The following is a 12,380-nucleotide window of genomic DNA, read 5'->3' as shown; positions in this document are numbered from 1 at the left end:
GCATTGGTACTTTGACAGGGGTAGCATCATGGACAAGTCCGATTCCGCACATCCGTCCGACAAGAACATCTCGATCCAGCAAGGCGATTGGGATGCCTATCGCAATCACGTCGGCAACCACAACGGCGCTCATGCCGTCCATCCATCCGATACGCTCAAGGCCGACGACGGCGACGAGGAGATGCATGCCGCGTTCGCCGAACCGCGCGACTCGTCCGGCGCGCCGCTGACCGGCGAGGACGGCATCATGGCCTATCGCCGCGAATGCGCGCGCGCCTACATCGGCATGAACGGCCGTCTGGGCGGACGCGCCTACCACGCCAACGAACCGGTGATCCTGACCCAGGACGCCGTCAACGAGCTGGCCGAGCTCAATCGCATCCTGCGGGAAGAGCGGGCGCAAAAGAAGAAGGGACGCTGAACGCTCGTCGATGCCGGTTCACTGTCGGTGGACTGCTCAAAACTTTGTAGGAAAACAGGAAGGGGTCGTAAAGCCTTGCACAGCCTGGCTTTGCGGCCCTTCATCCAACATCGGCCGGGCTTGTCGCGCATGCCGTGAAAAAGCGGGCTTCCCGTATAATCGATCGAAACATTGTTGACACGCCGGGACTTCGCGATGACGGAGCTGGCCGGTGCGGGGGAAGGCGGTTCTCGCAGGACCGGGACGCGCCGAACAATCATTCGAAAGCGCACAGACGATGGCAGCGCCGGACAGGGCGGCTGCCGACCAGACCTAAAAGTGCTTACACGAACGTTTCACGACATGGCAGAAATTTCTTGGTTGCGCGGCGGCGGCGGGGCCGGCCGCATCATATCCGCTTCGGACTGGTCGGGCTCCGCATTGGGCCAGCCGGCGTGGTGGCCGGCGTCATTGCGCACCGCGCTCAATATCGCGCTGCATTCGCCGTCACCCATGCTGCTGGTGTGGGGCGATGCGCGCAGCATGCTCTACAACGACGCCTTCGCCGCCTGTATCGGCCAGCACCATCCTGCCGCCTTCGGCGCCAGCCTGAGCGAGGTCCTGTTCTGGCCCGACATCCGCGAAGCGCATGAAGCCGCGATCGACGCCTGCTTCGAGGGGCGCCAGCAACTGCTGGAAGACCAGCGCGTGACCCTGCCGGCCGACGCCGGCACGGATGAAACCTGGTTCGATTTCTCTTACGTGCCGGTGTTCGCCGAGGACGGCTTGCGCGTCGAGGGCGTGATGTGCGCCATCATCGACTCCACCCGTCTGCCGCGCGTGGGAAAACGCATGCCGCCGGACGCGCGGCGCCTCGACGAGATCAACCGCGAGCTGACGATGGAACGCGACAGCGCGCAGCAGGCGCAACGCCGGTTATCGGCCGAGACGCGTTTCCTGCGCGAGCTGCTGGAGCAGTCGCCCAGCTTCATGGCCGTGGTGCGCGGGCCGGAGCACATCTTCGAGATGGTCAACCGCGCCTATTTCCATTTGTTCGGCGAACGTCCCGTAATCGGCCGTCCCGCTCGCGAAGCATTTCCGCAATTGCTGGATGAAGACTTGTTCCAGTTGCTCGACCGCGTCTACCGCAGCGGCGAGACCTATACCGCGCGTGGCGCCAAGCTGTTCCTGCGGCGCGGCGCAGACGGCCGGGATGGCGAGTTCTCCGAGGTGGTGCTCGACTTCGTGCTGCAGCCCATGAACGGCGCCGACGGCCGGGTGGACGGCATCTTCATCGAGGGTGTCGACGTTACCGAACGCTTCGTTGCCGAGGAGCGCCTGCGCATCGCCGACAGCGCCGGCGGCATCGGCATCTTCGAGTGGTTCCCGGAATCCGGCAAGCTGCTGGTGTCGGACCGTTTCCGCCAGTTGTGGGGCCTGCCGCCGGGCGGCGAGGTCGAGGCCGACCGGCTGGTGGAAATGATCGACGAGCAGTACCGGCCGCGCCTGGGCATCGCCACGATCCAGGCGCAGGACGATCGCAATCCGCTGGAATATACCGAGTACCACATCACCCGTCCGGACGGCCAGCGGCGCTGGCTGGCGCGCAAGGGCGAGGTGGTGCGCGACGATCCGCGCACCGACAAGCGCTACGTCGGCGTGGTGTTCGACGTTACCGAGCGCAAGCAGATGGAGCACGCACTGGCCGCGTCCGAGACCAGCATGCGCGCCAACAACGCCTTCGTGCGCCAGCTGCTGGATTCCACCGACCAGGGTTTCTACTCGATCGACCGCAACGGCCTGGTCACGCTGTGCAATGCCGCCTTCCTGCGCATGCTCGGCTTCGCCGGCGAGCAGGATGTGCTGGGCCGCGCCGCGCATGACGTGATCCACCATTCGCATCCGGACGGCAGCCCCTATGCGCTGGCCGACAGCCCGGTCTACCTGGCCGCGCGCGATGGCGTGTCGGCCCAGGTCGACAGCGAAGTGTTCTTCCGCGCCGACGGCAGCAGCTTCCCGGTGCAGTACCAGGCGCATCCGGTGTGGCAGGACGGCGTGCTGCAGGGGGCGCTGTGCACCTTCGTCGACCTGACCGAGCGTCGGCGCGGCATGCAGGCGCTGCTGTGGAGCGAGAATCGCCTGACCGCGATCTTCAACCAGGCCTCGGTCTGCTTCTCCGAGCTCGACCTGCAGGGCCGCTACCTGCGCGTCAACGACGCGCTGTGCCGCATGCTTTGCCGCAGCGAGGACGAGCTGCTTGAGATGACGCTGGCTGACGTCACCCATCCGGAGGACGTGCCGCTGAACATGGCGATGTTCAACCGCTGTATCGAGGACGGCGAATCCTTCACCCTGGAAAAACGCTACGTGCGGCCGGATGGCTCGACCTTCTGGGTCTCCAGCAATATCAGCCGCATCGTCGACGCCGACGGCCGTCCGCAGGCCATGATCGCGGTGTCCACCGACATCACCGAGCGGCGCCGCGCGGAGGAAGCGCTGCGCGAGCTCAACGATACCCTGGAGCAGCGCGTGGTCGAGGAGATCCTGGAGCGCAGCCGCGCCGAGGCGGCGCTGGGCCAGATGCAGAAGATGGAAGCGGTGGGGCAGCTGACCGGCGGCGTGGCGCATGACTTCAACAACGTGCTGCAGATCATCGGCGGCAACCTGCAGCTGCTGCAATCGGATCCAGCGCTGGAAGAGCGCGGCCGCCAGCGCGTCAAGATCGCGATTGCCGCAGTCGACCGCGGCGCCAAGCTCTCTTCGCAGTTGCTGGCCTTCGCCCGGCGCCAGCCGCTGCAGCCGCGCAGCATCAACCTGGAACGGGTGGTGCAGAACATGGCCGACCTGCTGCGCCGCGCGGTGGGCGAGACCATCGAGATCTCGACCGTCATCACACGCCAGCTGTGGAACACCATGCTCGACCCCAATCAGGTCGAGAACCTCATCATCAATACCGCCATCAATGCGCGCGACGCCATGCCCAGCGGCGGCCGGCTGACGCTGCAGATCGAGAACGTACAGTTGTCCGACCCGCATTTCCTGTCGCAGGCCGACCTGAGTCCGGGCGAGTATGTGGAGCTGTCGATTTCAGATAACGGCCACGGCATGTCGCCCCACGTGCGCGAGCGCGCCTTCGAGCCGTTCTTCACCACCAAGAAGGAAGGTGAGGGCACCGGCCTGGGCTTGTCGATGGCCTACGGTTTCGTCAAGCAGAGCAAGGGCCACATCAGCATCCACAGCGAGCAGGGCCACGGCACCACGATCCGTATCTATTTCCCGCGCTCACGCGAGGATGAGGTCGCCATCGAAGACAACCGCGAGATGGAAGTGCGCGGCGGCGACGAGACCATCCTGGTGGTAGAGGACGATCCCAACCTGCAGCTGACCGTGATCGATACGCTGTCGTCGCTGGGTTACCAGGTGCTTAAGGCCGACAACGGCGAGCGCGCGCTGGGCATCGTGCAGAGCGGGATCCATATCGACATGCTGTTTACCGACGTGGTGATGCCGGGCAGCGTGCCGGCCACCGAACTGGCGCGCCAGGCGCGCCTGCTGTTGCCGGACATCGAGGTGCTGTTCACCTCGGGCTATCCGCGCGACGCCATCGTGCATGAGGGGCGCCTGGACGCCGGCGTGGAGCTGTTGTCCAAGCCTTACCGCATCAACCAGCTGGCGCGCCGTATCCGCCACATGCTGTCCAACCGGGTGCATGACGCGCAGTTGGCGCAGCGCGCGCATCAACGGTCGGCCGCGCAGGCCGAGGGCGAGGCGGCGGCATCGGCCACGATCCATGTATTGCCGGTGGCCGAGCGCCAGCGCAAGTCGGAGCAGGCGCCGGAACAGCTGGAGCAGGCCCAGGCGCAGGCCGGCTACGCCGCCTCCAACGGCGCGGCCGTGCCGCAAGCGGCATCGGCGTCGATGCCGGCCGCCGGCGGCTTGCGCCTGTTGGTGGTGGAAGACAACATCGACTCGCAGCAGCTGGTGTGCGAGCTGCTGGAAACCCTGGGCCACGCGGCCCGCGGCGTGACCAGCGGGGAAGAGGCGGAGCAGGCGCTGGAGGAGCAGACCTTCGACGTCCTGTTTACCGACGTCAACCTGCCGGGCATCTCCGGCGTGGACCTGGCCAAGAAGGCGCTGGTGCGTTTCCCCGAGCTGGCGGTGATCTTCGCGTCCGGCTACGGCGCGATGGTGGCGCGCAATGTGGGCTTTGCTTCGCATTCGCTGCCCAAGCCCTACGACATCGACCAGTTGCAGGACATCCTGAAGAAGATCGCAGCCGCGGCCTGAGGCCCGGCAGGCAGCCATGGCGCCGGCAGGTAGTACAATGCCTGCCGGCGCATCCGCCGCCATCGATCCGAACAATTCAACAGGACCAAGCCACCCGCCAGGTACACAAGCAATGCGCGCATTCTTCGTCATCATCCACCGCTGGTTCGGCCTGGCTGCGGCGGTCTTCCTTTTCATTGCGGGCGCCACCGGCGCGGTGATTTCCTGGGATCACGAACTGGATGCGTGGCTCAATCCCCATCTGTTCCATGCCAAGAGCGCCGACCAGCCGAACGCCGGCGCGCCCAGGCCGGGGCTGGAGCTGGCCAACCTGGTGGAGAAGGCCGAGCCCAAGCTGCGCGTGACCTACGTGCTGACCGCCGAAGAGCCCGGCCATACCATGAACATGATGGTGGAGCCGCGGATCGACCCGGCCACCGGCAAGCTCTACGTCCTGGACTACAACCAGATCGCGGTCGACCCCGTCACCGCCGAGATCCAGGGGCGCCGGATGTGGGGCGCGATCTCGCTCTCGCGCGAGAACCTGCTGCCCTTCCTCTACAAGCTGCACTACACCATGCACCTGCCCGACATGGGCGGCATCGAGACCGGGATCTGGCTGATGGGCATCATCGGCATCGTGTGGATGCTGGACTGCTTCATCGCGATCTACCTGTCCTTCCCCAACTGGCGCAGCTGGCGCAAGTCGTTCGCGTTGCGCTGGCGCGACGGCGGCCACAAGCTCAACTTCGACCTGCACCGTTCCGGCGGCGTGTGGGTCTGGGGATTGCTGCTGGTGCTGGCGGTGACCTCGATATCGATGAACCTGGAGCGCCAGGTGATGCGGCCCATCCTGCAGACGGTATCGACGCTGACCGCCGGCCCCTTCGAGACGCGCGCGCCGCTGGCGCCGGAGAAGGTGGGCGAGCCGGCGGTCTCGCGCGAGCGGGCCATCGCGCTGGGACGGCAGCAGGCCGCCAAGCTGGGGCTGAGCGAGCCGGCCGGCGGGGTGTTCTATTCGGGCATGTTCGGCGTCTATGGCGTGGGCTTTTTCGCGCCCGGCAACGACCACGGCGACGGCGGCCTGGGCAATGCCTGGCTGTACTTCGACGCCGCCAGCGGCGCCTACGAGGGCGGACGCCTGCCGGGCAGCGGCAGCGCCGGCGACATCTTCCTGCAAGCGCAATTCCCGCTGCATTCGGGGCGCATCCTGGGCTTGCCCGGCCGCATCCTGATCTCCTTCATGGGCGCGCTGGTGGCGATGCTCTCGGTGACCGGCGTGATCATCTGGGTGCGCAAGCGCCGCGCCCGCCTGCAACAGCGCGCCAGGCTCGCCGGCGGCCCCGCGCCGATGCCGGGCGCGGCGGCCGGGCCGCGCTGAGGTTCACGCCTCAGGCGGCGTCATGGAAGATGATGCCCAACGTATGCCGTGATCCCCAGCGCAGGCGCGACACGCCGTGCCGCATGCCGACCCGGTAGACATGGCCGGGGCCGCGCGCCCCTTGCACCGGCCGCTGGCTGACGGCGAACGCCACCGCATCGCCGCGGCGCAGCGGCACCACCTCGGGCCGCGACTGCATGCGCGGCCGCTGCTCGGTCAGCACGAACTCGCCGCCTTCGAAATCCGCTCCGGGCTCGGACAGCAGGATCGCTACCTGCAGCGGAAACACATGCTCCCCGTACAGATCCTGGTGCAGGCAGTTGTAGTCGCCCGCCCCGTAGCGCAGCAACAGCGGCGTGGGCCGCACTTGCCCGGCCTGGTGGCAGCGGCGCAGGAAATCGACGTGCTCGTCGGGGTAGCGCACGTCAATGCCCATCTGCGCATTCCAGCGGTTGGCCAGCGGCGCCAGGCGCGGATACAGCGCGCCGCGCAGCGCCTGCACCGGCGACGGCAGCGGATAGCGGAAATACTTGTACTCGCCCAGGCCGAAATTGTGGCGCGCCATCAGGATGCGCGAACGGAACAACCGGTCGTCGTCGTAGCAACCGGCCAGCAGCGCCGTCTCGCGCGCATCCAGCAGGCCGGGAATGAGCGCCCGGCCGGCGTCGTCGAGTTCGGCGACCAGCGCCGTCCAGGGTAGGGCTTCGATGCGCGCGGCAAGAGCGTCGAAGGGAGCTGGCGCGAGGGCCGGGGAGGTGGCATGCATGGGAATTCCTGGTGGTGGGATGCCAGCCAGTGTGCGCATGCCGGGTTTATCCCGCACTCCGCCGCTTGCTTTTGAATTGGCGACGCGGGTAAAAAAGGGCATGCCGCGGCATGCCCTTTTTCATGCCTGCGCGATGGCGCTCAGTGCGTCATCAGCACCGGGATGGTCATGGTCTTGAGCACCGTGAGCGTCACGCCGCCCAGCAGCACTTCGCGAAAGCGCGTGTGACCGTAGCCGCCCATCACCAGCAGGTCCGAACCGCGGTCGGCCGCCAGCGAGAGCATGGCGTTGCCGATGTCGATGTCGGTGCGCTCCTGCGCCACTTCCACCTTCACGCCATGGCGCGCCAGGTAGAGCGCGATGTCGGCCCCGGGCTGCTCGCCGTGCGCACCCAGGCGCTTGTCCGGATTGAAGATGGCCACCGTGACGTTGTCAGCCTGGCGCAGCAGCGGCAACGCGGCGGTGACCGCGCGCGTGGCCTGCATGCTGCCGTCCCAGGCGATCAGCGCGTTGCGGCCCACTTCCTCGAACAGGCCTGCCGAGGGCACGATCAGCACCGGGCGCGGGGCGTTGAGCATCACGTATTCCGGCAGGTCGGCGATGAAGGCGGTATCGGGCTGGTCGAGATCGTTCTGGCTCAGCACCACCAGGTCGGCGTAGCGCGCCTGCAGCGCCAGGCCGCCGGCGACGTCGTCATCGATGAAGCGCTTCTCGTGGGACAGCGCGCCCACGCTGCGGGCGATGCCATCGAATACTTCCAGCGCGGCCAGCGCGCGATCGCGAAAACCGTCGATGTGGGTGGCTACGAAGGCCGCGCCTTCCATCTGGATGAAGCTGGAGATGCCGGTCATGGCGCTGCCGATCAGGTGCGCTTGCTGGTTGCGGGCGATTTCGGCGGCGACGCGGATGCGTTGCGCGGCATGGCGCGATTGGTCGACGTGGACCAGGATGGACTTGTAGCTCATGGCAGTTCCTCGAAGGGATGGCAAGGATCCGGAATCGGATCCATGCCTTCAGCCTATGGCTACGGCCGCCTGGCGTCCAGACGCGCGAAGCACGGCGCTTGAGCCACATCAAGAAGGCGGCGCGCAGGTCGTCATCGACCTCATGCGGGGATCGCCTCGGCCAGCAATTGCAGCATGTTGGGGCGGGCGCCTTGCACGGGCGTGAGCAGGATGAGCTCGCGCCGGTACAGGCCTGCCTGGCCGCTTTCCACCGCCTCCATGCGGCAGCCGGCGGCCAGTTTCTCCAGTCCGTTCCAGCGCGGCACCAGGCTCACGCCGACGCCGTCGGCCGCCAGCAGGGCGATGGTCTCCAGCGCGTCGAGATCGCACAGCAGCGCCGGCCGCAGGCCCTGGTCGTCCAGGTAGCGCTGCGCCAGGCGCCCGCCCCAGGCGTTCGGGTCGTAGCGGATGTAGGGCTGGCTTTGCAGCAGCGCGGCGGCGTCGCCGCGCAGCCTGCGGCGCGCCAGCAGGATCAGTTCTTCCTGCCGCAGCAGGCGGGCGCGCAGCGTGCGCGGCAACTCGAAGGGCGGCGCCACCAGGATGGCGGCGTCGATCTCGCCGGCTAGCAGCGCCTGGTACAGCCAGCGCGAGGTGCCCGGCACGATGGCCGGGCGCAGCCCCGGAGCGCGTTCGGTCAGTGTGCGCAGCACGCGGGGCAGCATGCCGGTCAGCGCGGTGGAGATGGCGCCGATGCGCAGCGTGCCGGTCAGGCCTTCGTCGTCGGCGTCGCCGGCCAGCAAGGCCACCTCGCCGACGATGCGGCGCGCCCGCGGCAGCAAGGCGACGCAGGCGTCGGTGGCCCTGGCCGCATGGCCGGCGCGCGACAGCAGCTCCACGCCCAGCTCCCGCTCCAGCGCTTGGATGCGCTGGCTGACGGCGGCCGCGGTCAAGCCCTCGGCGCGCGCGGCGTCGGCGATGGAGCCGCTGTCGACGACTGCGATCAGGCTTTTGAGGTAACGGCTATCCATAAGAAATACTTTCGAATGAGATAAAAATAACATGCTATCTCTTTTGGTGGGCAGCGGCTATCCTTCAAGCCTTACGTCATCGCCTTCGAGGGAATCCCATGAAATCCATCTTCCACCTTGCCTACCACGTGCGCGACCTGGACCAGGCGCGACGCTTCTATTGCGGCTTGCTGGGCTGCGAGGAAGGCCGCAGCACCGACACCTGGGTCGACATCGACTTCTTCGGCCACCAGCTGTCGCTGCACCTGGGCGAGCCGTTCGCCGTCGCCAACACCGGCAAGGTCGGCAACCACATGGTGCCGATGCCGCACCTGGGCATCATCCTGGCGATGGACGACTGGAAGCAACTGGCCGAGACGCTGACCGAGAGCCGCGAGGTCGACTTCGTGCTGAGGCCGCAGATCCGCTTCGCCGGCGAGCCGGGCGAGCAGGCCACCATGTTCTTCCTCGATCCCTTCGGCAATCCGATCGAGGTGAAGGGCTTCAACAGCCTGGAACAGGTCTACGCCAAATGAGCGCAGCCGGGCCGATTCCCTTCGTCAGCCAGTCCGACGCCGTGTCGGTGCAGCAATGGATCAAGGCGCTCAATGCCGCCATGCCCGGCGAGCGGGTGGTGGCGTTCGCCGGGCTGGACGAGGCCGAGCGCGCGCAATGCCGGCTGGCCATCGTCGCCAATCCCGATCCCGCGCAACTGAAAATGATGCCGCGGCTGGAATGGGTGCATAGCGTGTGGGCCGGCGTCGAGCGGCTGGTGGCCGACCTCGGCGACAGCGCGCTGCAGCTCACGCGCCTGGTCGACCCGCGCCTGGCGGCCACCATGGCCGAGGCGGTGCTGGCGTGGACGCTCTACCTGCATCGCGACATGCCGCTGTACGCCCAGCGCCAGCGCTTCCGCATCTGGCAGGCGGAGGAGTACGTGCTGCCCGAGAACCGGGTGGTCGGCATCCTAGGCCTGGGCACGCTGGGCGAGGCGGCGGCCGTCGCCTTGCGCCAGGCGCGCTTCAAGGTATGCGGCTGGAGCCGCAGCCGGCGCGAGGTGGAGGGTGTGCAAAGCTTCAGCGGCGACGAGGGCCTGAAGCAGATGCTGGCCATGAGCGACATCCTGGTCTGCCTGCTGCCGCTGACCGCCGAGACGCGCGGCCTGCTCAATGCCGGGCGTTTGGCGCTGCTGCCGCCGCAGGCGCAACTGATCAACTTCGCGCGCGGCGCCATCGTCGACGACCAGGCGCTGTGCGCGGCGCTGGACGAACGCCGCCTGCGCCACGCGGTGCTCGACGTGTTCGCAGTCGAACCGTTGCCGGCCGACAGCTGGCACTGGACCCATCCCGACGTCACCGTGCTGCCGCACATCTCCGCGCCCACCAACCGCGAGACCGCCTCGGCCATCGTGGCCGGCAATGTGCGGCGTTACCGGGAGAGCGGGGAAATTGCGGCGAATGTGGATATGCAGCGGGGGTATTGAGTGCCGAAGTGTCGGCCGGATGCCGTTTGCCTGTTTCGAACGCACATGACCGCCCGGAGCGGGTGGCGCCGCAGGCGCATATTTGAAGGCGCGTGGGCGGGAGGCTTCGATACGCCGCTGCGCGGCTACTCAGCCCGAACGGCATGCTTTGGTGCGCGCTGAACGACGCTGGATCCCCGCTTTCGCGGGGACGACAGGTAGTGAGGTAACTCGAGCGCACGAGGCCTGACGCCGACTTATCCTTGTCGTCCCGGCGAAGGCCGGGATCCAGCGACGTTCGTTGTGCGCTGACGACCGCCGGGAGGCGTCGATGTGCCGCTACTCACTCCAGACGGATGGAGATGAGGGTTTTTCTTCAAAACACACGCCACCGTTCGGACTGAGTAGCGCCGCAGGCGCATATTTGAAGGCGAGTGGGCGGGAGGCTTCGATACGCCGCTGCGCGGCTACTCAGCCCGAACGGGATGCTTTGGTGCGCGCTGAACGACGCTGGGTCCCCGCTTTCGCGGGGACGACAGGTAGTGAGGTAACTCGAGCGCACGAGGCCTGACGCCGACTTATCCTTGTCGTCCCGGCGAAGGCCGGGATCCAGCGACGTTCGTTGTGCGCTGACGACCGCCGGGAGGCGTCGATGTGCCGCTACTCACTCCAGACGGATGGAGATGAGGGTTTTTCTTCAAAACACACGCCACCGTTCGGACTGAGCAGCGCCGCAGGCACGTATCGAAGGCGCGCCTGCCCGGGGTGCTTCGATACGCCGCTGCGCGGCTACTCAGCCCGAACGGCATGCTTTGGTGCGCGCTGAACGACGCTGGGTCCCGGCCTTCGCGGGGACGACAGGTAGTGAGGTAACTCGAGCGCACGAGGCCTGACGCCGACTTATCCTTGTCGTCCCGGCGAAGGCCGGGATCCAGCGACGTTCGTTGCGCTGAAGACCGCTGCGAGGCGTCGATGTGCCGCTACTCACTCCAGACGGATGGAGATGAGGGTTTTTCTTCAAAACACACGCCACCGTTCGGACTGAGTAGCGCCGCAGGCGCGTATCGAAGGCGCGCCTGCCCGGGGTGCTTCGATACGCCGCTGCGCGGCTACTTAGCCCGAACGGGATGCTTTGGTGCGGACTGAACGACGCCGGGTCCCCGCTTTCGCGGGGACGACAGGTAGCGAGCTTGCTTGAACGCACGAAGTCTGACGCCCGGCCATGATCAACTGAGCCGATAATCCTTGCCGCAACGCGCCGGCTCCGGTATTTCCTCGCCCGTCATCTCCAGTACCGAGCGCTCGATCTCCAGGCACATGGCGTCCAGCGAGAGGCTGTTGGGCGCTTCGCCGAATGGGTCGGCGATCTCGCCGGCGATCGCCTCCAGCGCCAGGAAGGTGTAGGACACGAACACCGAGATCAGCGGCGTGGCGTAGCCGATCGCATCGACCAGGCCGAAGGGCAGCAGCAGGCAATAGATGTAGACGGTACGGTGCAGCAGCACGCCGTAGGGAAATGGAATCGGCGTGGAGGCGATGCGCTCGCAGGCGCCGATGCAGTGGTTCAGTTCGTTGAGCTGGCCGTCGGCGCACCACAGCGCGGCGTCCGACAGCTGGCCGTCGCGCCGCGCCAGCGCCAGCATGGCGCGCAGCTCGTGCATCAGCTGCACCGGCAGGTAGTGCGCGTGGCGCAGTCGCAGGCCGGCGTCGGGCGGCAGCAAGCGGGCCAGGTCGGCGTCGGGCGCAGTCTTGCGCAGCTGGTGCTTGAGCGCGTAGGCCAGCATCACCACGCGAGCTGTCAACAGCTTGCGGTCAAGGTCGCCGCCAGCGTACTGCTGCGCCTGCGACACCAGCGCGCGCGCCGAGATCAGCAGCGCGCCCCAGATCTTGCGGCCTTCCCAGAAACGGTCGTAGCTGGCCGTGTTGCGAAAGGCCAGGAAGATCGCCAGCGCCACGCCCAGCAGGGTGAAGGTGGAGGTGTTCAAGGGCAGCTTGTCGCCGAAGACCTTGCCGCCGGTGAACACGGCCAGCGTCGAGAAGGCGGTCATCAGCGCCATCTGAGGCAGGATGGAGGGCAGCACCGAGCCGTTCCAGACGAACAGCATGCGGAACCAGTTCGGCTGGGGACGGACGATCATGTTGGCGCGATCCTGA

The 12,380-nt window shown here is 67.1% G+C and carries 9 protein-coding genes; 5 read left to right on the top strand and 4 right to left on the bottom strand.

Going from position 1 to position 12,380, the window contains the following annotated elements; translation table 11 throughout:
• Positions 1–28: 28 nt before the first annotated feature.
• The 3 genes from Herbaro_RS12065 (at position 29) to Herbaro_RS12055 (ending at position 6,047) form a co-directional block, all read left to right on the top strand.
• Positions 29–421 carry a hypothetical protein gene (locus Herbaro_RS12065; RefSeq protein ID WP_275009874.1) on the top strand — a complete coding sequence of 131 codons (393 nt, stop codon included), beginning with the start codon at positions 29–31 and terminating at the stop codon, positions 419–421.
• 342 nt (positions 422–763) lie between these two features.
• Positions 764–4,687, top strand: coding sequence for a PAS domain S-box protein (locus Herbaro_RS12060; RefSeq protein ID WP_275009873.1), 3,924 nt, complete (start codon positions 764–766; stop codon positions 4,685–4,687).
• A gap of 112 nt (positions 4,688–4,799) precedes the next feature.
• Entirely contained in the window at positions 4,800–6,047 is a 1,248-nt protein-coding gene (locus tag Herbaro_RS12055) for a PepSY-associated TM helix domain-containing protein (RefSeq protein WP_275009872.1), read from the top strand.
• A gap of 10 nt (positions 6,048–6,057) precedes the next feature.
• On the opposite strand, the gene Herbaro_RS12050 is transcribed toward Herbaro_RS12055, so the two are convergent.
• The 3 genes from Herbaro_RS12050 to Herbaro_RS12040 form a co-directional block, all read right to left on the bottom strand.
• The gene (locus Herbaro_RS12050) at positions 6,058–6,852 is read right to left on the bottom strand and encodes a 2OG-Fe(II) oxygenase (protein ID WP_446719265.1); all 795 of its coding nucleotides are present in this window, start codon (positions 6,850–6,852) and stop codon (positions 6,058–6,060) included.
• A gap of 101 nt (positions 6,853–6,953) precedes the next feature.
• Positions 6,954–7,778 (bottom strand): universal stress protein, encoded by an 825-nt coding sequence (locus tag Herbaro_RS12045; RefSeq protein ID WP_275009870.1) that lies wholly within the window; start codon positions 7,776–7,778, stop codon positions 6,954–6,956.
• A 140-nt stretch (positions 7,779–7,918) separates the two neighbouring features.
• Positions 7,919–8,785: a LysR substrate-binding domain-containing protein gene (locus Herbaro_RS12040; protein ID WP_275009869.1), complete on the bottom strand. Its 867-nt coding sequence runs from the start codon at positions 8,783–8,785 to the stop codon at positions 7,919–7,921.
• 98 nt (positions 8,786–8,883) lie between these two features.
• Here Herbaro_RS12040 and Herbaro_RS12035 point away from each other — a divergent pair, with 98 nt between their 5' ends.
• Both Herbaro_RS12035 and Herbaro_RS12030 read left to right on the top strand, forming a co-directional pair.
• Positions 8,884–9,300: a VOC family protein gene (locus Herbaro_RS12035; RefSeq protein WP_275009868.1), complete on the top strand. Its 417-nt coding sequence runs from the start codon at positions 8,884–8,886 to the stop codon at positions 9,298–9,300.
• Positions 9,297–10,247, top strand: coding sequence for a 2-hydroxyacid dehydrogenase (locus Herbaro_RS12030; RefSeq protein ID WP_275009867.1), 951 nt, complete (start codon positions 9,297–9,299; stop codon positions 10,245–10,247). The genes Herbaro_RS12035 and Herbaro_RS12030 overlap by 4 nt, the downstream gene beginning before the upstream one ends.
• A gap of 1,205 nt (positions 10,248–11,452) precedes the next feature.
• Here the strand turns inward: Herbaro_RS12030 and Herbaro_RS12025 are convergent.
• A complete protein-coding gene (locus tag Herbaro_RS12025; RefSeq protein WP_275009866.1) occupies positions 11,453–12,364 on the bottom strand; it encodes a bestrophin family protein in 912 nt (303 codons plus the stop codon).
• Between the last annotated feature and the right edge of the window lie 16 nt (positions 12,365–12,380).

Origin of the sequence: Herbaspirillum sp. WKF16 (assembly GCF_028993615.1) — a bacterium.
Lineage (GTDB): Bacteria > Pseudomonadota > Gammaproteobacteria > Burkholderiales > Burkholderiaceae_D > Herbaspirillum.
This window is presented reverse-complemented; position numbering and strand designations above follow the sequence as displayed.